The sequence below is a fragment of the Micromonospora sp. NPDC051141 genome (assembly GCF_044455765.1).
Classification (GTDB): Bacteria; Actinomycetota; Actinomycetes; order Mycobacteriales; family Micromonosporaceae; genus Micromonospora.
Map to the genome: position 1 here is coordinate 574,864 of NZ_JBITFD010000004.1, position 18,655 is coordinate 593,518.

Below are 18,655 nucleotides of genomic sequence, written 5' to 3' on the forward strand. Positions count from 1 at the left end.
GCGCGGCCCCCGCCGTGGGGCGCCCCCCCCCCCCCCCCCCCCCCGGGGGCGGCCGGGGCGCGCCCCCCCCCCCCCCCCCCCCCGGCCGGTCAGTGCGGGACGGCGGCGACGATCGGCAGTCGGACGGTGAACGTGCTGCCCTCGCCGAGCACGCTCGCGACGGAGATGGTGCCGCCGTGCGCCTCAGCGAGCTTGCGGGCGATCGGCAGGCCGAGCCCGCTCCCCCCGGTGCGGCGGGCCCGCGAGTCGTCGGCCCGCCAGAAACGCTCGAAGACCCGGGACAGGTCGGCGGGCGCGATGCCGGTCCCGGTGTCGGACACGACGATGCTCAACTGCTCCGCCCGCACCGCGCACCGCACGGTCACCGAGCCGCCGGCGGCGGTGTGCCGGATCGCGTTGGCGACCACGTTGCCGACGAGCTGCCGCAGCCGGGCGCCGTCAACCGCCGTCTCACCGACGGCGGCCACGTCGAGGCCCAGCCGCACCCCGGCGGCGTCGGCCGCGCCCCGGTGCGCCTCGACGACCTGGTCCAGCAGGTCGGCCACGTCGTGCGGCTCGCGGTGCACGCGTAGCTCACCGGCGTCGGCGGCGGCCAGGTCCCGGAGGTCGTCGATGATGTGCTGGAGCAGCATCGCCTCGTCGAGCAGCAGGTTGAGCAGGTGCGCGTCGGGCTGGGCGAGACCGTCCTGGGCGGCCTCCAGCCAGCTACGCATGGTGCTCAGCGGGGTCCGCAGCTCGTGCGCCACGTCGTTGACCATGGTCTTGCGCAGCGCCTCGGTCTGCTCCCGCCGGGCGGCGAGGTCGTTGAGCGCGGTGGCCAGCAGCCCGATCTCGTCGCGGGTGGTCACCGGCACCCGGGCCGGCGAGTCCATCGGCTGCCGGGCGGCGTCGGTCAGCGCCCGCAGCGGTCGTACCAGCCGGCGCCCGACCAGCACGGTGACCAGCACGGTGGCCGCCAGCACCGCGCCGGTCACCTCGACGATGCGGATCACGTTCGCCCGGGACAGGTTGAACACCGGCTCGGTGGTGCCCTGGGCCTCGTCGGTCACGAACAGCAGCGCCGGCGGCGCCGCGTACGCCCTCAGCTGGGCGACCAGCGCCTCGTGCAGGCAGGAGTCGATCCGCTCGTCGAGTTCGGCGGAGCCGCTCGGGACCGCCGTGCGGTCCGGCCTGATCATGACCCGGTCCGGTGCTCCCGCCCGGCGCAGGCAGGACTTCGTCGCGTCCCGCAGCCGCGCGATCGGCCCGGCCTCGGTGGGCAGCGGGCCGGCCAGGTCGTCCGGCAGGCAGTGGCCGACGACGTCCCGCCCGTCCGTCCCGGTCACCTGGACCGACGCCCGTCCGGTCGGGCCGACCACGACCTTCCCGTCCAGCGCGGAGTTGCGGTGGATGCACGCGAGCCACCGCCCGGCCAACTGCCGGGTGACGCCGCTCTCCCGGCTGGTCAGCACGTACGGCCCGAGCACGCGCCGGTCGATCCGGGCGGTCCCGCCGGTCAGGCCCAGGTCCACCTGGAGCGGGTCGACGGTCGCCGAGGGGCGGGCCGCCCGCAGCGACGGGCCGTCCGGGGCGGAGTCGGCGATCATCTGCCGGTCCGGCGTCATCAGCGTGATCCGACGTTCGAGCGTGCCGGCCCGCTCGGCGAGCACGGCGGCCACGCCGGACCAGTCCCGGTGGGTGGCCGCGTAGCTCACCAGCGTGTCGTAGATGTTCTTGTCGTCGGCGAGCGAACGGCCCTGGGCCTGCTGGATCGCCTGGGTGGTCGACTGGACGGCGAGCCAGGTCGTGGCCAGGATCGCGCAGACCGCCACCAGCAGGGAGGTGGCCAGCAGCCGCACCACCAGGCTGCGGTGCGGCGGCACGCGGCTCACGGCGTTCCGGCGGTCAGCTTGTAACCGACCCCGTACACGGTCAGGAGCTGCCGTGGCCGGCGCGGGTTCGCCTCGATCTTCCGGCGCAGGTTCATCACGTGCACGTCGATGGTGCGCCCGGTCGACTCCCGGTCGATGCCCCGGGTGTGCTCCAGCAGTTGGCCGCGGGTGAACACCCGGCCGGGCTGGCGGATCATCGCCGCCAGGATGGCGAACTCACCGGCGGTGCAGTCGACCGGGACACCGCCGGCGGTCACCGTGTGCCGGGGCTCGTCGACGGTGAGGCGGCCGACCCGGAGCACCGGTGAGTGCCGGGCCGTGGCGGGGACGCGGCGCAGCAGCGTCCGGACCCGGGCCACCAGTTCCCGGGGGCTGAACGGCTTGGTCATGTAGTCGTCGGCGCCGAGGTCGAGGCCGCGCAGCAGGTCGTCCTCACTCGACCGGGCGGTCAGCATCAGCATCAGCACGTCCGACTCCTGCCGGAGGATCCGGCAGATCTGCATCCCGTCCAGCCCCGGCAGCATCACGTCGAGCAGGAGCAGGTCGAACGTCTGCTGCCGGGCCGCCCGCAGCGCCGCCTCGCCGTCGTGCACGACCGTCGCCTCGTGACCCTCCGCGGTGAGGTAGCGGCGCAGCGCCTCGGCCTGCCGCCGGTCGTCCTCCGCGAGCATCACCCGTGCGCACATGGTGGGGACTATAGGTGAGCCGAGGGGTCGCGAATCCGTGGAAAAGGTCATGCCCGGACCTGACAGGATCCTGACGATCCCGGGTCACGATCGGCGCCATGCCACTGACCCGAACGGTGCCGCCGGCGGACGCCGAAACCCAGGTCATCCCGCTCGCCGGCACGGAACCGGCACCGCGCCGCCGCTACCTGACGAGGGCGGTGGTCCCCGCGGTCGCCGTCGCCGGTCTGCTCGCCGCGGCCGTCGTCGTCTGGTCCGGCCGGGACACCGGCCCGGCGTCGACGGCGGACGAACCGGCAGGCGTACGGAGCGTCGCGGTGGTGAAGCAGGACCTGTCGACGGCGCAGTCGCTGCCGGGCACGCTCGGCTTCGGCGCCACCCGACTGCTCAAGGGCGGTCGGAGCGGCACGGTGACGTGGCTGCCGGCCCCGGGCGCGTCGGTGCGGCGCGGCCAGCAGCTCTACCGGGTCGACGACCGGCCCGTGCCGCTCTTCTACGGTGGGATGCCGCTGTTCCGTCCGCTGCGCGACCTCGGCACGGTCGGCCGGGACGTGCGGATCGTCGCGGACAACCTGCACGCCCTCGGCTACGACGTCGGTGACCGACCGGCGTTCGCCGCCCGGCCGACCCGGTCGTCGTCCACGCCCGCTCCGGCGGTGCCGGTGGCCAGGGACGAGAGCGTGCTGACCGCCGCGTTGCGGGACGCGGTCAGGCGCTGGCAGCACGACCTGGGGGTGCCGGCGACCGGCACGGTCGAGGCCGGGGACGTGGTGGTGCTCGTCGGCGCGGTCCGGGTCGACTCCGTCGCCGCCCAGCCGGGCGACAGCGCGGACGCCCCGCTGCTGTCGGTCACCCGGACCGCGAAGGTCGTCACCGTGGAGGCGAACGTCGGCGACGCGGCCTCGATCGCGCCGGGCGACGCGGTCACCGTGCACCTGCCCGACGAGAGCACGATCGGCGGCCGGGTCGCCGCGGTCGGCCAGGCGGTGAAGGCGGCGGAGGGCGATGCCGGCACCGGCGGCCCGCCCACCGTCACCGTGACGATCGCGATGAAGAGTTCCGCCGCCTCGGCCCGGATCAGCGTCGCCGACGTGCGGGTCGACTTCGCCGCCGAGACCCACGAAGGCGTCCTCGTCGTGCCGGTCGGCGCGTTGCTCGCGCTCAGCGAGGGCGGCTACGGCGTCCAGGTCTCCGGCGGGGATCTGGTCCCGGTCGAGACCGGGCTCTTCGCCCAGGGGCTCGTCGAGGTCAGGGGCGACGGTCTCCGTGCGGGGACCCCGGTGGTGACCACCTCGTGACCCCGGTGCTCTCGGCGCGCGACGTCGGCATGCGCTACCCCGGCGGCGTCGAGGCGTTGCGGGGGGTCTCGCTGGACATCACCGAGGGCGAACTGGTCGCGATCGTCGGGCCGTCCGGCTCCGGCAAGTCGACCCTGCTCAACCTCATGGGCACCCTGGACCGGCCCACCTCCGGCACGATCTCGATCGCCGGGCAGGACGTGGCCGGGCTCTCCGACCGCCGGCTCTCCGCCCTGCGTGGCCGCTGGCTCGGCTTCGTCTTCCAGCAGTTCCATCTCGCCGCCGGCCTCACCGCCGCCGAGAACGTGGCCACCGGTCTGCTCTACGCCGGGGTCCCGCGTCGTCGCCGTCGGCCGCTCGCGCTCGACGCACTCGACCGGGTCGGCCTGGCCCACCGGGTCGACCACCGTCCGGCGCAGCTCTCCGGTGGCGAGCGCCAACGGGTCGCCATCGCCCGCGCGCTCGTCAACGGCCCCGCCCTCGTGCTGGCCGACGAACCCACCGGCGCGCTGGACACCGACAACGGGCGTGCCGTGCTCCGCCTGCTGCGCCGGCTCAACGAGGAGGGCACCACCATCGCCGTCATCACGCACGACAAGGAGATCGCCGCCGACCTTCCCCGCCGCGTCGAGCTGCGCGACGGCCGGCTGGTGCGCGACACGGCGGTGGTCCGATGATCCGCCGGGTCCGGCTCTCCCCGCTCGACCTGCTCGCCGTCGGGCTGCTCGGCATCCGTACCCGCCGGGCCCGGGCCGCGTTCTCGGCGTTGGGCATCGCGATCGGCATCGCCACCACGGTGCTCGTCACCGGCGTGCCGGCCTCCGGCCAGGCGGCGCTGTCGCGCGAGCTGTCCGCGCTCGGCACCGACCATCTCCAGGCGCGGGCGCAGTCCGACCCGGACTCGCCGGCGGAGTTCCCCGAGGAGTCCGTGGCGATGGTCGGGCGCATCGGGCCGGTGACCGTGGCGAGCGCGGTCGCGAACACCCACGCGCTCGTACGCCGCAACGACCGTACCGACGCCGGCGACGGTTCCGGCCTGACCGTGCTCGCCGCCCGCCCGGACCTGCTGCGGGCGGTGGACGGGAAGGTGCGCTCCGGGCGGTGGCTCGACGCGGTCACGGAACGGTTCCCGACCGTGGTGCTCGGCTCCGTCGCCGCCACCCGACTCGGTTTCGCGGACCTGCCCGCCGCCGGTGGTCCCGGCCCGTCGGTGTTCATCGGCGACCGGTGGTTCACCGTCGTCGGCATCCTCGCCCGGACGCCGCTCTCGCCGGACCTCGACCGCTCGGTCCTGGTCGGCTGGGAGGCGGCCCGTGACCACCTGCGCTTCGACGGGCATCCCACGGTCATCTACCTGCGGTGCCGGGAGTCGGCTGTGGAGGCCGTCCGGGAGGTCCTGCCGGCCACCATCTCGCCGGTCCGACCCGGGCAGGTGGTGGTGACCCGCCCGTCGGACGCGCTCGCCGCGAAGCGGGCCACCGAGAGCAACTTCGCCACGCTGTTCCTCGGCCTGGCCGCGATCGCGTTGCTCGTCGGTGGGATCGGCGTGGCCAACACGATGGTGGTCTCGGTGCTGGAACGGCGTACCGAGATCGGCCTGCGCCGCGCGCTCGGCGCGCACCGTGGCCAGATCCGCGCCCAGTTCCTCACCGAGTGCGCCGCGTTGGCCGCGCTCGGCGGCGTCGCCGGGACGCTGATCGGCACGGTCGCGACCGCCGGCTACGCGACCTGGCAGGGCTGGCCGGTGGTGGTCTCGGTGCCGGCGACGCTCGCCGGACTCGGTGGCGCCGTCGTGGTCGGTGTGCTCGCCGGTGTCTATCCGTCGATCCGGGCGTCCCGTCTCACACCGACCGAGGCGCTCGCCTCGACCTGAGACGTGCCGGCACACGCGGGAGGCGCCACCCGGCGCGGGTGGCGCCTCCCGGCCGGGTGGCTACTTCCGCTTGGCGGCGGCCGCACGCTCACACTCGGGCGAGAACCGCATGCCCTTCGAGATCGATTCCGCATCGTTGTGCTCGCCGCCGAGCGACCAGCCCGGACCGTCGGTGCTGACCTCGACGTACCGGACGCCCTTCTCCTTGAGGCAGGCGACGACGTCGCGGGCGAAGTCCTTCGCCTCCGGGTTGGCCGGGTCGAGTTCCCAGGGCGGCAGGGGCAGCAGGTTCCCGCAGGCCCTGTTCGCGGCGCCGATCGGGCCCGAGGTGACGCCCTCGGCCCGGGTCCTCCTGATGTCGACGCCGTGCTCGGTCATGCACTTCTCGTACGGCGCGTAGCGGGCCCGGGTGTCCTCGTCGGTGTCGTCGAGACGGGCGCGGGGCCGCTTGTCGGTCGGCGGCGCCGGGGTCGTGGCGGCGGGCGTGGCGGTGCGGAGCGTGGCCACGTCCGGCTTGCCGGCGTCGGCCCGGTCGTCTCCGGTGGCCGAGCACCCGCTGCCGCCGATCGTGACGGCCAGCACCAGCGCGGCCATCGAATGCTTCCTCATCGTGACGCCCTTCCTGTCGGGGCCCGCGGCGCGGTGCCCACCAGCGAGGCTCAGGATCACCGCGGACTGTCAGGAAGCTGTTTGCGTCTCGTCACGGCACCGCCGCCGCGACCGAATGATGCGTAAACGTCGATGTTAGCGCCATCATTACCGTGGCTGGGGTCGGTCGCGGTGCCGGGAGGCGGCGCGGCACCTGCGAGGGAAGGCGCTCCGACCGCCGTCGATGGATGATTCGAGGAAGTTACGACTTGACGAACGTTCTGTTATCGCCCACATTCGATGGTCAAGGACGAGGCGAGGGCTGACCGGGGCGGGTCCGCCTTGTCGGGACTGGCGTGCGCGACGCGCGGGCCACGTCTTGTTAGCGCTAACACCCTGGCGGCGTGCGTCCGGGTTCCGGCCATCGAGGAGGATCATGTTCGGCTTTGGTAGGTCCCCATCCGTCGCCCCGCCGAGTCGACGACGGCGGTGGTTGCCGCGCGTCGTCGCCGCCGGTGTGACGGCCGTGCTGGCCGGCGTCGGCGCGGCGGCCGTGGTGTCGTCCCCCGCCGCCGCGGCGACGGTCGACACCAACGCCTGGTACGTGCTGGTCAACCGCAACAGCGGCAAGGCCCTGGACGTCTACAACCTGGCCACGACCGACGGCGCGCGCATCGTGCAGTGGGCGCGCAACAACGGCAACCAGCAGCAGTGGCAGTTCGTGGACTCGGGCGGTGGCTACTACCGGCTGCGGTCCCGGCTGTCCGGCAAGGTGCTGGACGTCTACAACTTCTCCACCGCCAACGGCGCCAACATCGTGCAGTGGTCCGACGCCAACGGGACCAACCAGCAGTTCCGGCTCGCCGACTCCGACAGCGGCTACGTCCGGCTGATCAACCGGAACAGCAACAAGGCGGTGGAAGTGCAGGGAGCGTCGACCGCCGACGGCGGCAGCATCGTCCAGTACGACGACTGGAACGGCAGCAACCAGCAGTGGCAGCTCGCCCGCGTCGACGGCGGGGGCACCCCCACCACGCCGCCGCCGAGCGGCACCTGCAACCTCCCGACGACGTACCGGTGGTCGTCCACCGGCGCGCTGGCGCAGCCGAAGTCCGGCTGGGCGTCGCTGAAGGACTTCACTGTCGCGCCCTACAACGGCAAGCACCTGGTGTACGCGACCACGCACGACTTCGGCTCGTCGTGGGGCTCGATGAACTTCAGCCCGTTCACGAACTGGTCGGAGATGGCCTCGGCCAGCCAGAACGGCATGTCGCAGGGCACCGTCGCGCCGACGCTGTTCTACTTCGCCCCGCGCAACATCTGGGTGCTGACCTACCAGTGGGGCGGCACGGCGTTCTCGTACAAGACCTCGTCCGACCCGACCAACCCGAACGGGTGGTCGTCGGCGCAGCCGCTGTTCACCGGCAGCATCTCCGGCTCCGGCACCGGCCCGATCGACCAGACGGTCATCGGTGACGGCCAGAACATGTACCTCTTCTTCGCCGGTGACAACGGCAAGATCTACCGGGCGAGCATGCCGATCGGGAACTTCCCCGGCAACTTCGGCTCGAACTACACGACGATCATGAGCGACAGCACGAACAACCTGTTCGAGGCCGTGCAGGTCTACAAGCTCCAGGGCCAGACCCGCTACCTGATGATCGTCGAGGCCATCGGCGCGCAGGGCCGCTACTTCCGGTCCTTCACCGCGACCAGCCTGAACGGCTCGTGGACGCCGAACGCGGCCACCGAGAGCAACCCGTTCGCCGGCAAGGCCAACAGCGGCGCGACCTGGACCAACGACATCAGCCACGGCGAGCTGATCCGCACCACCGCCGACCAGACCTTCACCGTCGACCCGTGCAACCTGCAACTGCTCTACCAGGGTCGGGCCACCAACTCCGGCGGCGACTACGGCCTGCTGCCGTACCGGCCGGGTCTGCTGACCCTGCAACGCTGACCGGTTTCCGGCAGTCCGTCACGGGCCGGTCTCCCCACCCGGGAGGCCGGCCCTCGGCGTACCTCAGGCGGGGTAGGCGCGGGTCTCCGCGGCCTTCACCGCCGCCCACACGGACCGGCCGGGCACCAGATCGAGGTGGGCGGCGGCGGCCGGCGTGACGTCGGCGGCCACCGTGATCGGACCGTCCAGTTGCACACGGAGGTTGTCGCCGTGGCGTTGCAGCCCGGCGATGACCGCGGCCCAGGCGTTGCGCGGGCTGCCGTCGGGCCGGCTCGGATGCAGGGCGACGGCCGACGGCGGGAACGCGACGAACGCGTCGCCGTGCAGCGGGTCGGCGACGGTGAGGGTGAGCCGGTCGCCGACCCGGACGGTCCGGCCGTCGGCGGTGCCACGGTAGAGGTTGAGGCCGACGAGCCGGGCGACGTAGTCGGTGCGGGGCCGCGCGGTGATGTCGGCGGCGTCGCCGTCCTGCACGACCCGACCGTCCTCGACGATGACGAGCCGGTCGGCCAGGACGAGCGCGTCGAGCGGATCGTGGGTGACCAGCAGCGTGGCACCGGGATGGTCGCCGAGGTGCCGGTGCAGTTCGGCACGGGTGTCGAGCCGGGTCCGGGCGTCGAGCGCGGCGAGCGGCTCGTCGAGCAGCAGCAGCACCGGGTCGACGGCCAGCGCGCGGGCGAGCGCGACCCGTTGCGCCTGCCCGCCGGAGAGCTGCCGGGGCCTGCTGCCCGCCCGGTCACCCAGCCCGACCCGGTCGAGCCAGTCGGCGGCCCGGCGCCGCGCGGTGCGCCGGTCCGCGCCGTGGCGTCGCGGCCCGAAAGCCACGTTGTCCAGCGCGCTCAGGTGCGGGAAGAGAAGGTGGTCCTGGAAGACCACGCCGATCGGGCGCCGCTCGGCAGGTGTCCAGAGGTTCCGGTCGGGCCGGTCGACGGGTTGCCCGGCGAGGGCGAGGTGACCGGCGCTCAGCGGTTGCAGACCGGCGAGGGCGCGCAGGGCGGTGGTCTTGCCGGCGCCGTTCGGGCCGAGCAGGGCGACCACCTCGCCGGCGTCGATGCGCAGCGGCAGGTCCAGACGGAAGGCGCCCCGGTCGACGACCAGGTGCGCGTCCACGACGGGGGCGGGGCTCATGCGCTGGTGATCCACTTGTCCCGCAGGCCGGCGAGGATCGCCACCGAAACGGTCAGCAGCACCAGGCTGAGTACGACCGCGCCGTCCAGGTCCCCGCCCTCGATGGTCTGGTAGACCGCCAGCGGCATGGTCTGCGTGACGCCCGGGTAGTTGCCGGCGAACGTGATCGTGGCACCGAACTCGCCGAGCGCCCGCGCCCAGCACAGCACCGCTCCGGCCGCCACACCCGGTGCCACGAGCGGCAGCGTGACGTGCGTGAACGTGGTCCAGCGTCCGGCGCCGAGCGTGGCGGCGGCCTCCTCGTAGCGGGTGTCCGCCCCGCGCAGCGCACCCTCGACGGCGATCACCAGGAACGGCATCGCGACGAACGCCTCGGCGACCACCACGCCGGTGGTGGTGAACGGCAGCGTGAAACCGAACGTGGCGTCCAGCCACCCGCCGAGCAGGCCCCGACGCCCGAACACCAGCAACAGCGCCACCCCGCCGACCACCGGCGGCAGCACCAGCGGGACCGTGACCAGCGCACGGACCAACCGGCGGCCGGGAAACCGGGCCCGCGCCAGCAGCCAGGCCAGCGGTACGCCGAGCAGCAGGCACACCAGCGTGGCGACGGTGGCGGTCTGCACCGAGAGCCGGAGCGCGGTCAGCGCGCCGGGCTCGGTGAGCCGCTGCGGCAGGCTGGCCCACGGCGCGCGGACCACCAACCCGGCCAGCGGCAGCACCAGGAACAGCAGACCCACCAGGGCGGGCACCAGCAGGGCCGCCGGCACCCGTTGCGCCCGACGGCGGCGCGGCGGCCCGCCCCGGCCGGCGGTGGGTGCCTCGGTCGAGGTCACGGGGCCTGGAAGCCGGCACTGGTCAGGACTGCCGTGCCCCGGTCGGATCGCACGTAGGCGACGAAGGCCCGCGCGCCGGACCGGTTGGGCGCGTTCTTCAGCGCCACGATGGGATAGTCGTTGACCGCGCCGGCGGACTCGGGAAACTCCACGCCGTCCACGTCGTCGGCGGCGGCCCTGGTGTCGGTGCGGTAGACCAGCGCGGCGTCGACCTCGCCGAGCTTCACCTTCGACAGCGCGCCCTTGACGTCCTGCTCCAGCGTCACCGGCCGGAGTGGCACCCGCGCGGCGCTCAGGGCCCGGCCCGCCGCCGCGCCACAGGGCACCTGCTCGGCGCAGAGCGCCACCTTGAGCCCGGGCCGGGTGAGGTCGGCCAGCGCGGCGATGCGCTTCGGGTTGCCCCTGGGCACCGCGATGACCAGTTGGTTGCGCGCGAACGTGGCCGGGGAGCCGTCGCCGTTGCCGGCGTCGGTGACGGCCTGCATGTTCTTCGGCGCGGCGGAGGCGAACACGTCCGCGGGCGCGCCCTGGTTGATCTGGTTGGCCAGCGCGGAACTGCCGGCGAAGTTGAACCGCACCGTCACGCCCGGGTGGGCCGCCTCGAAGTCCTCGCCGATCCGGGTGAACGACTCGGTCAGCGACGCCGCCGCGAACACCGTCACCGTTCCGGTCACGCCGGAACCGGAGGTCGAGCCGGCCGGCGAGGCGCCGGTGCCGCCACCGCAGCCGGCCAGCGTCAGCGCCGTCACCCCGGCCAGCGCGACGCGGACCATACGTGCCCCCATCAGACTCTCCTCCCCGTGGTTCACCCGGCCGCGCTCACGCGCCCGGCCGTGGCCGGTGCGCCGGGGTGGACCGCTCCACCACCACCGTGGTCGACTTGATCACCGCGACCGCGACCGACCCGACCCGCAGGCCCAGCTCCTCGACCGCCTCCCGGCTCATCAGCGAGACGATCCGGAACGGCCCGGCCTGGATGTCCACCTGGGCCATCACCGTGTCCTTGGTGACCGCGGTGACGATTCCCCGCAGGCGGTTGCGCGCCGAGGACTCCTCGGCCCGGCCGTCCGGCCCGCCCGCCTGCTCGCGGACGAAGCCGGCCAGTTCCACGCCGTCGATCACCCGGTGGCCCTGCTCGTCGCGGGACGCGGGCAGCCGGCCGGCATCAACCCAGCGGCGCACCGTGTCCGCGCTGACGCCGAGCAGTTCCGCCGCCTCCCCGATCCGGAACACCGTCACGCCAGACACCCTACCGAATCTCATGTGCCGGGCAGAAGTTCAATGAAGGCTGGAAGTTGCGGGGGTAAAGATGACTTGAGGCCCGCAGATGCCGGTGGTGGGAGATTTTCCGGACCGACTGTTTCCGGCGCGGATGTGAGGAAAGGTCAGAAGGAGGAGTCAGTCCTCTATCGTCGGGAAACGCCATGAAGATCGGTTACAAGCTGGCCAGCGAGGGATTCGGGCCGAAGGAACTCATCCGGCAGGCCGTCCGGGCCGAGGAGGTCGGGTTCGACTTCGTCGAGATGAGCGACCACTACCACCCCTGGCTCGACACGCAGGGGCACTCGTCGTTCACCTGGACCGTCTTCGGCGCGATCGCCGCCCGCACCGACCGGATCGGCCTCGCCACGGGCGTGACCTGCCCGACCGTGCGCTACCACCCGGCGATCATCGCGCAGGCGGCGGCCACGCTGGCCATCATCTCCGACGGCCGGTTCACGCTCGGCGTCGGCGCGGGGGAGCGGCTCAACGAGCACGTCGTCGGGCAGGGCTTCCCGAGCGTCCGGGGCCGGCACGAGCGCCTGCGCGAGGCGCTGGAGATCATCCGGCTGCTCTGGCGGGGCGGCTACCAGTCGTACGAGGGCAAGCACCTGCACCTGGAGGACGCGCGGGTGTTCGACCTGCCGGACCAGCCGCTGGTGATCGCGGTGGCCGCGAGCGGTCCGGCGTCGGTGGCGATCGCCACCGAACTCGGCGACGGCCTGTTCGCCACCGAACCCAAGGCCGAACTGGTCGAGGCGTACCGGTCCGGTGGCGGCAGCGGCCCGCGCTACGCCGAGGTGCCGATGGCCTGGGCGCCCGACGAGCAGCAGGCGGTGCGCGCGGCCTGGGAGACCAGCCGGTGGGCGGTGACCGGCTGGAAGGTGATGGCCGAGCTGCCCAACCCGGTGAACTTCGACGCCGCCTCCCGCACGGTCACCGACGACGACATCCGGCAGCAGTTCGCGGTCGGACCCGACCCGGACACCCACGTCGCGGCCGTGCGGAAGTACGTCGACGCCGGCTTCGACCATCTCGTACTCCAGAACGCCGGCCCGGATCCGGACGGCTTCCTCGACTTCTACCGCGACACGCTCGCCGACCGCCTCCGCGCCCTCGGCTGACCCGCTTCCGAAAGATCTGGAGACCCACCGTGAAAGCTCTCGTGTACCGCGGTCCCCGTGACGTCGCCGTCGAGGACCGGCCCGACCCCACCATCCAGGCCCCCACCGACGCGATCATCCGGATCACCACCACCAACATCTGCGGCTCCGACCTGCACATGTACGAGGGACGTACCTCGGTCGAGGCGGGCAAGATCCTCGGCCACGAGAACATGGGCGTGGTGGAGGCGGTCGGCGACGCGCTCACCCGGATCAAGGTCGGTGACCGCGTCTCGGTGCCGTTCAACATCGCCTGCGGCACCTGCCGCAACTGCCTGCACGGCTGGACCAGCTTCTGCCTGCGCACCAACCCGACCGAGGGGATGGACGGCGCGGCCTACGGCTACGCCAACATGGGCCCGTACGACGGCGGGCAGGCTCAGTTCCTGCGCGTGCCGTACGCGGACGTCAACCTGCTGCGCCTGCCGCCGGGCACCGAGCACGAGAACGACTTCACCATGCTGTCGGACATCTTCCCGACCGGCTGGCACGGCACCGAACTCGCCGGGCAGGCCCCCGGTGACACGGTCGCCGTGTTCGGCGCCGGCCCGGTCGGGCTGATGGCCGCGCACAGCGCGCTGATCAAGGGCGCGGAGCGGGTGTTCGTGGTCGACAAGGAGGCGGACCGCCTGGCCATGGCCGAGAAGATCGGTGCCGTTCCGATCAACTTCGGCGAGGGCGACCCGGTGCGGCAGATCATGGACGCCACCGACGGGGTGGGTGCCGACTGCGGCGTGGAGGCGGTCGGCTACCAGGCCCACGACCCGTCCGGCGAGGAGCACCCGGAGCTGGTGCTGGACAACCTGGTCGACGTGGTCCGCTCCACCGGTGGAATCGGCGTGGTCGGCGTCTACGTGCCGCAGGACCCCAATGGTCCGGACAAGCGGGCGCGGGAGGGCCGGATCGGCTGGCAGTACGGCACGTTCTTCACCAAGGGCCAGCGGATGGGCACCGGCCAGGCCCCGGTGATGCGCTACAACCGGCAGCTCCGCGACCTGATCATCGCCGGCCGCGCCCGGCCGTCGTTCCTGGTCTCGCACGAGCTGCCGCTGGCCGAGGCGCCCGAGGCGTACGGGCACTTCGACCGGCGCGAGCAGGGCTGGACGAAGGTGCTGCTGCACCCCAACGACTGAGTACGCGTACGGATGGCAGCCACCGCCGGGGCGGCCAGAATTCTTCCCATGCGAACGCGAACTCTGATCGCCCTGGCCGGGGTCGCCCTGAGCGGCCTGATGCTCACCGCCGGCTGCTCCTTCGAGGAGGCCATCTGCGCCGACGGCGAGTATCCGGCCATCGCGGTCGGCGGGCAGGGCGGCAGCGCCTGCTTCCCGGACGGACAGGAGCCGACCCCGCCGTACGTGCGTTACCCGGAGGGCAAGGTCCCGCAGCACGTCGACGACGAGTGGGACGTCTACTGGCGCACCCACGGCATCGACGAGAAGGGCGTGATCACCGAGCGCTGACCGGGGTCACCCCGCCGATGTCGCGGGCGAACTCCTCCACGGCGGTGCAGACCCGCCCGAGCGCCTCGGCGGAGCCGGCCAGCGGGCCGGGCACCATCAGCGAGTGGTCGGCGCCGGCCACCTCCACCACGTGCGGGCTGAGCCGGCGGGCCACCGCACCGTCCCAGCTCGCGTCACCGGTGCCGCCGACCAGCAGGAACGGCGACGTGGTGCGGCCCAACGGGTCGCGTACGGCCGGCTCGTGCAGCAGCGGGGTCAGCCAGACCGCCGGGATGCCCCGCTCGGCGGCGAGCGGGGTGGCGAAACTGCCCAGCGACTTGCCGACCAGCAGGTCGACGCCGGAGTCGAGGACCGGCGCCAGTTGCGCGGCCACCCAGCCGGGCGCCGCGTCCGGGCGCAGCTCGTCCAGCCGCTGCCAGGTCACCTCGTGCACCTCGAAGCCGAGCCGGCGCAACGCCTCACCGAGGTAGACGAAGAGCGGACCCCGGGTGTCGTAGCCCCGGCCCGGGGCGAGCACCGCGCGTCGATCCGCCATGGTCGCCTCCCTCTCGTCCGGTCCCGAGCCACGCTAGCCGGTGTCCGCGCGCCGGGTGGTCCCGTGCCGGGCGGCACTGTCGCTGGCGGGTCGACGGGCCTCCCCGGAGACGCCGGCCCCGTTAGGGTCCGCCCATGAGCGTGCATCCCCGCATCGTCACCGACGACTTCCCGGCCACCCTCGCCTTCTACACCGCCCTGCTCGGCAAACCGGAGAAGGTGGTCGACCAGTTCGAGTACGCCGGCTTCGACGCCGGTGGCGAAACCGTGCTCGCGCTGCTCGGCCGGCGGGCCGCCGAGGCGGTGCTCCCGGTCGGGCGGGGCGACGGCGGCGTGCTGGTCGTGGTGCCGGTGCCGGACGTGGACGCCACCGTCACCGCGCTGCCCGCCGGGACGGTCGTGGCCGAACCCGCCGACCGTCCCGGCTGGGGCGTCCGCTCCGCCTACCTGCGCGACCCCGAGGGCAACCTGGTCGAGGTGCAGTCCTGGCCGGCCCGCTGAGCCGGCCCGCTCACAGCCGCTCCGGGGTGCGGATGCCGAGCAGGTACAACCCCTGCTCCAGCACCCGCGCGGTCAGGTCGCACAGCGCCAGCCGGCTCTTCCGCACCGGCCCGTCGGCCCGCAGCACCGGGCACCGCTCGTAGAACGCGCTGAACGCCACCGCCACCCGGTGCAGGTAACCGGCGAGCTGGTGGAACTCCAGGCTGCCGGCCACCGCGTCGACCACCGCCGGAAAACCGACCAGCTCGAACGCGAGCGCCCGCTCCGCCGGCTCGACCGGCGCGACGTCCGCGTCGGGCCGCGCCGCCGCGCCGGCGCGCCGGAAGATCGACCGGATCCGGGAGTACGCGTACTGGAGGTAGGGCGCGGTGTTGCCGTCCAGCGACAGCATCCGCTCCCAGTCCAGCACGTAGTCCTTGCGCCGGTCACCGGCCAGGTCGGCGTACTTGATCGCGCCGATGCCGACCGCGCGCCCCACCTCGGCCGCCTCCGCGTCCCCCAACTCCGGGTTGCGCTCCCGCGCCAACGCGGTCGCGCGTTCCACCGCCTCGTTCAGCAGGCCGACCAGCTTCACCGAGCCGCCGGCCCGGCTGCGCAGCATCCGCCCGTCCGGCCCGAGGATCGACCCGAACCCGACGTGCTCGGCGCGGGCCGGCGGGGCCAGCCAGCCGGCCTGCGCGCCGGCCGCGAAGACCATCTCGAAGTGCCGTCGCTGCGGCAGCCCGACCACGTAGAGCAGCCGGGTCGCGCCCAGCGTGGCGGTCCGGTGCCGCAGCGCGGCCAGGTCGGTCGCCGGATAGCCGTACCCGCCGTCGGACTTGCGCACGATCAGCGGCAGCGGCTCGCCGTCCCGCCGCACCGAACCGGGCGGGAACACGCAGTCCGCGCCGTCGCTGCGCCGCAGCAACCCGAGCCGGTCCAACTCGTCGACGGTCGGCGCGAGCAGGTCGTGATAGCTGCTCTCGCCCCGGAAGTCGGCGTCGGACAACGTCACGTCGAGCAGCTCGTACACGGTCAGGAAGTAGCTCTCGGACTGCGTCACCAGCAGCCGCCACAGCCGCAGCGTCGCCGGGTCCCCGCCCTGCAACGCCACCACCCGCAGCCGGGACCGATCCCGGAACGCCGCGTCCGCGTCGAACTTCTCCCGCGCGGCCTTGTAGAACGCGTCCAGGTCACCCATCGACAGCTCCCGCGCCGCCCCGGTCTCGCCCAGGTCGACCAGGTGCTCGATCAACATGCCGAACGGCGTCCCCCAGTCGCCGAGGTGGTTGGCCCGCAGCACCCGGTGCCCCAACCACTCCAGCAGCCGGGCCGCCGCGTCCCCGATCACTGTCGAACGCAGGTGCCCGACGTGCATCTCCTTGGCCACGTTCGGCCCCGAGTAGTCGACCACCACGGTCTCCGGTCCGGCGACCACCGGCACCCCGAGCCGCGGGTCGGCAGCCAGCGCGGCAACCAACGCGCCGAGCGCCCGGTCGGCCACCGTGAGGTTGAGGAAGCCCGGCCCGGACACCTCGACCGACGCGCAGAGGTCGGCCAGCTCCGCGCGCTCCCGTACCTCCTCGGCGATCGCCCGCGGCGGCCGGCCGAGCTGCCGGGCCAGCGCGAGCGCCGCGTCGGACTGGAAGTCCGCGTGCTGCGAGCGCCGCACGACCGGGTCCACCGGCCGACCGGCCACCGCCGCGAACGCCGGCGCCAGCCGGTCGGTCAACAACTTCTCAAGATCCATGGGTACGCCGATCTCGCTCGATCCGCCGCGCGGATCACCGGACGGGAAGGCGGCGGAGCGAGGACGATCGACGAGGACCGGCGGCTCGATCCGCCGGTCGCAGGAGAAAAGCTCAGCGCAGGCGGTCGCGGGACCGCCGGCGTCGCAGCGTGCCGAGCCGGACGTCGGGGGACGCCGTCGGGTACGCCTGCGAACTGCTCATGCCCGCAGCGTAACCGGCCGGCCCGGGGTCGGCGCAATCGCTTACCCGAACCGGCCGGCGGCGTATCCGGTCGTCAGGCCGGTGTGGCGGCGGCCCCGCGGTGGCGCTCAGCCCTGCCGGTAACTCTCGGAGTAGTAGGTGCCGACCCGCTCCCGGTAGTCGGGGTGCGCGAAGTCGTCCGGGTCGAACGCCGGAGAACCCTTGACCTGCTCCCGGGTCCGGTCCACGTGCACGACCCGCTCCAGGTGGTCGACCCGGGCCACGGTGCCGGCCGGCAGCAGCACCTTCTCCCCGAAGATCCAGGGGCCGGTGTCCACCACCAGGTAGCGGGCGTCGGCCTCCTCGTTCGCCTTGTCGATCGTGCCGATGCGCCCGTCGGTCGCCTCCACCCGGTAGCCGGTGAGGTCGATCGGGGTGCCCGGGCCGGGTGCGTCGACGCCCTCGCCCGACCCCTCGGCGCGCGGCCGTGGCACGTCGCCCGGGCGGGTCTGGTCGTAGCCCCCGGCGAGCGCGGACGGATCGCGCCAGGCCCACGGACTGAACGGCTTCATGCTGGCACCTCCGCTGTTCGTCTCGGCACCGGAAACAGTGCCCTGGCGGCAGCCGGCGAAACCCGGGCGCCGCGCCGCGCCGGCCGCCGGGCGGACCGCACCGCCGGTCTCGGCGGTCGGCCGCTGGCATACTGGCCGACCATGGTTCTGTCGCGCGGTTGGTCGTTGTTCCTGGTCGGGGTCGGGGTGTGGACCTGGGTGATCTGGCCGAGGTTCGCGGTCGCGATCTGGAACGACCCGCGGGCCTGGTCCGCCGGCACCGTCGGGGCGGGCGATCCGACCGGCTTCCTCTGGGTGCACGCGCTGCTCATCGCCGCGTCGTTGGCGATCGGAACGACGGCCGGCGTGCTCGGCGTACGCGGCTGGTTGGCGACCCGCCGGAGGTGACGGCGGTGTGCTGAGCGCGCTGAACTGGGCAGATAGCTCGGTGGTGATGATGTGACGCGGGACGCTACCCCCGGATTTGACGATCAAACCCGCAGACGCGTAACTTTCTCTCTGCCAGCGCGGAACGGGGCAAACGGGATGAAAGCCCGAGGCACCGATCCACGTGGGCACCGGGTCCGAACGGGGTGTCAGCACCCCGCGAGGATGCGGTCCGGGAGGGGCTCGCCGGAACGCCGCAGGGCGGATTTGGCGGAGCGGAACCGACCGGGTAAGGTTGTAGACCGGCAGGGAACCGGGCGAGCGTGCGGGAAACCGCAGCGGCCGGCCTGCCAAATCCGATGATCAAGCGCAGCGATCACCGCTGCGCGGGTTCACCGGGCGCCAACCCGTACGAAGCACGACAGACCGGGACACACGGTTTGACACGGCGGAGACGGTGAGGTAACGTAGTAAAAGTGCCCGGCGCGAGAGCGGCGGGGATGTGGACGAAATGCCCCGGGTCGGGGGCCTCCTGGTGGGGGTTTCCGGTGTGGTGTGTGGTTGTTCTTTGAGAACTCAACAGGGTGCTTGATAAGCCAGTGCCAATTGTTTTATACCCCGTGCTGGGCAGGCTTTCGGGTCTGTT

19 protein-coding genes are annotated in these 18,655 nt (G+C 73.2%); 9 read left to right on the forward strand and 10 right to left on the reverse strand.

Annotated features, from left to right (window positions below; all coding sequences use genetic code 11):
- Positions 1–89 precede the first annotated feature (89 nt).
- Together ACIA6B_RS11055 and ACIA6B_RS11060 are read right to left on the reverse strand one after the other, a co-directional pair.
- Positions 90–1,871 (reverse strand): sensor histidine kinase, encoded by a 1,782-nt coding sequence (locus ACIA6B_RS11055; RefSeq protein ID WP_396772537.1) that lies wholly within the window; start codon positions 1,869–1,871, stop codon positions 90–92.
- Positions 1,868–2,557: a response regulator transcription factor gene (locus ACIA6B_RS11060; protein ID WP_281934181.1), complete on the reverse strand. Its 690-nt coding sequence runs from the start codon at positions 2,555–2,557 to the stop codon at positions 1,868–1,870. The genes ACIA6B_RS11055 and ACIA6B_RS11060 overlap by 4 nt, the downstream gene beginning before the upstream one ends.
- Before the next feature lie 98 nt (positions 2,558–2,655).
- Between ACIA6B_RS11060 and ACIA6B_RS11065 the strand changes: the two genes are divergently transcribed.
- The 3 genes from ACIA6B_RS11065 to ACIA6B_RS11075 are packed head-to-tail and all read left to right on the forward strand — an operon-like array spanning position 2,656 to position 5,728.
- Positions 2,656–3,855 carry an efflux RND transporter periplasmic adaptor subunit gene (locus ACIA6B_RS11065; RefSeq protein WP_396772538.1) on the forward strand — a complete coding sequence of 400 codons (1,200 nt, stop codon included), beginning with the start codon at positions 2,656–2,658 and terminating at the stop codon, positions 3,853–3,855.
- Between the two features lie 29 nt (positions 3,856–3,884).
- Positions 3,885–4,532 carry an ABC transporter ATP-binding protein gene (locus ACIA6B_RS11070; protein ID WP_396772582.1) on the forward strand — a complete coding sequence of 216 codons (648 nt, stop codon included), beginning with the start codon at positions 3,885–3,887 and terminating at the stop codon, positions 4,530–4,532.
- Positions 4,529–5,728 (forward strand): ABC transporter permease, encoded by a 1,200-nt coding sequence (locus ACIA6B_RS11075; RefSeq protein WP_396772539.1) that lies wholly within the window; start codon positions 4,529–4,531, stop codon positions 5,726–5,728. The genes ACIA6B_RS11070 and ACIA6B_RS11075 overlap by 4 nt, the downstream gene beginning before the upstream one ends.
- 60 nt (positions 5,729–5,788) lie before the next feature.
- Here the strand turns inward: ACIA6B_RS11075 and ACIA6B_RS11080 are convergent, their stop codons facing one another.
- Positions 5,789–6,337, reverse strand: coding sequence for a hypothetical protein (locus ACIA6B_RS11080; RefSeq protein WP_396772540.1), 549 nt, complete (start codon positions 6,335–6,337; stop codon positions 5,789–5,791).
- Between the two features lie 415 nt (positions 6,338–6,752).
- Between ACIA6B_RS11080 and ACIA6B_RS11085 the strand changes: the two genes are divergently transcribed.
- Entirely contained in the window at positions 6,753–8,276 is a 1,524-nt protein-coding gene (locus ACIA6B_RS11085) for a non-reducing end alpha-L-arabinofuranosidase family hydrolase (RefSeq protein ID WP_396772541.1), read from the forward strand.
- A gap of 63 nt (positions 8,277–8,339) precedes the next feature.
- Here ACIA6B_RS11085 and ACIA6B_RS11090 read toward each other — a convergent pair whose 3' ends face one another.
- From ACIA6B_RS11090 to ACIA6B_RS11105, 4 genes are read right to left on the reverse strand one after another with little or no spacing between them, the layout of a single operon-like run.
- Entirely contained in the window at positions 8,340–9,404 is a 1,065-nt protein-coding gene (locus ACIA6B_RS11090; protein WP_396772542.1) for an ABC transporter ATP-binding protein, read from the reverse strand.
- The gene (locus tag ACIA6B_RS11095; RefSeq protein ID WP_396772543.1) at positions 9,401–10,240 is read right to left on the reverse strand and encodes an ABC transporter permease; all 840 of its coding nucleotides are present in this window, start codon (positions 10,238–10,240) and stop codon (positions 9,401–9,403) included. The genes ACIA6B_RS11090 and ACIA6B_RS11095 overlap by 4 nt, the downstream gene beginning before the upstream one ends.
- Positions 10,237–11,025 (reverse strand): molybdate ABC transporter substrate-binding protein, encoded by a 789-nt coding sequence (gene modA / locus ACIA6B_RS11100; protein WP_396772544.1) that lies wholly within the window; start codon positions 11,023–11,025, stop codon positions 10,237–10,239. Before modA ends, ACIA6B_RS11095 begins: the two co-directional genes overlap by 4 nt.
- A gap of 34 nt (positions 11,026–11,059) precedes the next feature.
- On the reverse strand, positions 11,060–11,479 hold the full coding sequence (locus tag ACIA6B_RS11105) for a molybdopterin-binding protein (RefSeq protein ID WP_281934193.1): 420 nt from the start codon (positions 11,477–11,479) through the stop codon (positions 11,060–11,062).
- 185 nt (positions 11,480–11,664) lie between these two features.
- Here ACIA6B_RS11105 and ACIA6B_RS11110 point away from each other — a divergent pair, with 185 nt between their 5' ends.
- From ACIA6B_RS11110 to ACIA6B_RS11120, 3 genes are read left to right on the forward strand one after another with little or no spacing between them, the layout of a single operon-like run.
- Positions 11,665–12,624 (forward strand): TIGR03557 family F420-dependent LLM class oxidoreductase, encoded by a 960-nt coding sequence (locus ACIA6B_RS11110; RefSeq protein ID WP_396772545.1) that lies wholly within the window; start codon positions 11,665–11,667, stop codon positions 12,622–12,624.
- 29 nt (positions 12,625–12,653) lie between these two features.
- A complete protein-coding gene (locus ACIA6B_RS11115; protein ID WP_396772546.1) occupies positions 12,654–13,796 on the forward strand; it encodes a glutathione-independent formaldehyde dehydrogenase in 1,143 nt (380 codons plus the stop codon).
- Between the two features lie 48 nt (positions 13,797–13,844).
- Positions 13,845–14,126, forward strand: coding sequence for an SCO0607 family lipoprotein (locus ACIA6B_RS11120; RefSeq protein ID WP_396772547.1), 282 nt, complete (start codon positions 13,845–13,847; stop codon positions 14,124–14,126).
- Here ACIA6B_RS11120 and ACIA6B_RS11125 read toward each other — a convergent pair.
- Positions 14,113–14,661 carry an alpha/beta hydrolase gene (locus ACIA6B_RS11125; RefSeq protein WP_396772548.1) on the reverse strand — a complete coding sequence of 183 codons (549 nt, stop codon included), beginning with the start codon at positions 14,659–14,661 and terminating at the stop codon, positions 14,113–14,115. The two genes, ACIA6B_RS11120 and ACIA6B_RS11125, sit on opposite strands and share 14 nt — an antisense overlap.
- 134 nt (positions 14,662–14,795) lie before the next feature.
- Here ACIA6B_RS11125 and ACIA6B_RS11130 point away from each other — a divergent pair, with 134 nt between their 5' ends.
- Positions 14,796–15,161, forward strand: a complete 366-nt coding sequence (locus tag ACIA6B_RS11130; protein ID WP_396772549.1) for a VOC family protein — start codon at positions 14,796–14,798, stop codon at positions 15,159–15,161.
- A gap of 10 nt (positions 15,162–15,171) precedes the next feature.
- Here ACIA6B_RS11130 and argS read toward each other — a convergent pair whose 3' ends face one another.
- Positions 15,172–16,890, reverse strand: coding sequence for an arginine--tRNA ligase (gene argS / locus ACIA6B_RS11135; protein ID WP_396772550.1), 1,719 nt, complete (start codon positions 16,888–16,890; stop codon positions 15,172–15,174).
- 309 nt (positions 16,891–17,199) lie between these two features.
- Positions 17,200–17,643: a PRC-barrel domain-containing protein gene (locus ACIA6B_RS11140; RefSeq protein ID WP_396772551.1), complete on the reverse strand. Its 444-nt coding sequence runs from the start codon at positions 17,641–17,643 to the stop codon at positions 17,200–17,202.
- A 141-nt stretch (positions 17,644–17,784) separates the two neighbouring features.
- Here ACIA6B_RS11140 and ACIA6B_RS11145 point away from each other — a divergent pair, with 141 nt between their 5' ends.
- Positions 17,785–18,030, forward strand: coding sequence for an SCO4848 family membrane protein (locus ACIA6B_RS11145; protein WP_281934207.1), 246 nt, complete (start codon positions 17,785–17,787; stop codon positions 18,028–18,030).
- Positions 18,031–18,655 lie beyond the last annotated feature (625 nt).

Coding starts and splice junctions, on each gene's coding strand:
- ACIA6B_RS11065 (WP_396772538.1), top strand. CDS start 2,656: ATGCCACTGACCCGAACGGTGCCGCCGGCGGACGCCGAAACCCAGGTC.
- ACIA6B_RS11060 (WP_281934181.1), bottom strand. CDS start 2,557: ATGTGCGCACGGGTGATGCTCGCGGAGGACGACCGGCGGCAGGCCGAG.
- ACIA6B_RS11110 (WP_396772545.1), top strand. CDS start 11,665: ATGAAGATCGGTTACAAGCTGGCCAGCGAGGGATTCGGGCCGAAGGAA.
- ACIA6B_RS11125 (WP_396772548.1), bottom strand. CDS start 14,661: ATGGCGGATCGACGCGCGGTGCTCGCCCCGGGCCGGGGCTACGACACC.
- ACIA6B_RS11070 (WP_396772582.1), top strand. CDS start 3,885: ATGCGCTACCCCGGCGGCGTCGAGGCGTTGCGGGGGGTCTCGCTGGAC.
- ACIA6B_RS11120 (WP_396772547.1), top strand. CDS start 13,845: ATGCGAACGCGAACTCTGATCGCCCTGGCCGGGGTCGCCCTGAGCGGC.
- argS (WP_396772550.1), bottom strand. CDS start 16,890: ATGGATCTTGAGAAGTTGTTGACCGACCGGCTGGCGCCGGCGTTCGCG.
- ACIA6B_RS11130 (WP_396772549.1), top strand. CDS start 14,796: ATGAGCGTGCATCCCCGCATCGTCACCGACGACTTCCCGGCCACCCTC.
- modA (WP_396772544.1), bottom strand. CDS start 11,025: ATGGGGGCACGTATGGTCCGCGTCGCGCTGGCCGGGGTGACGGCGCTG.
- ACIA6B_RS11080 (WP_396772540.1), bottom strand. CDS start 6,337: ATGAGGAAGCATTCGATGGCCGCGCTGGTGCTGGCCGTCACGATCGGC.
- ACIA6B_RS11075 (WP_396772539.1), top strand. CDS start 4,529: ATGATCCGCCGGGTCCGGCTCTCCCCGCTCGACCTGCTCGCCGTCGGG.
- ACIA6B_RS11140 (WP_396772551.1), bottom strand. CDS start 17,643: ATGAAGCCGTTCAGTCCGTGGGCCTGGCGCGATCCGTCCGCGCTCGCC.
- ACIA6B_RS11145 (WP_281934207.1), top strand. CDS start 17,785: ATGGTTCTGTCGCGCGGTTGGTCGTTGTTCCTGGTCGGGGTCGGGGTG.
- ACIA6B_RS11085 (WP_396772541.1), top strand. CDS start 6,753: ATGTTCGGCTTTGGTAGGTCCCCATCCGTCGCCCCGCCGAGTCGACGA.
- ACIA6B_RS11090 (WP_396772542.1), bottom strand. CDS start 9,404: ATGAGCCCCGCCCCCGTCGTGGACGCGCACCTGGTCGTCGACCGGGGC.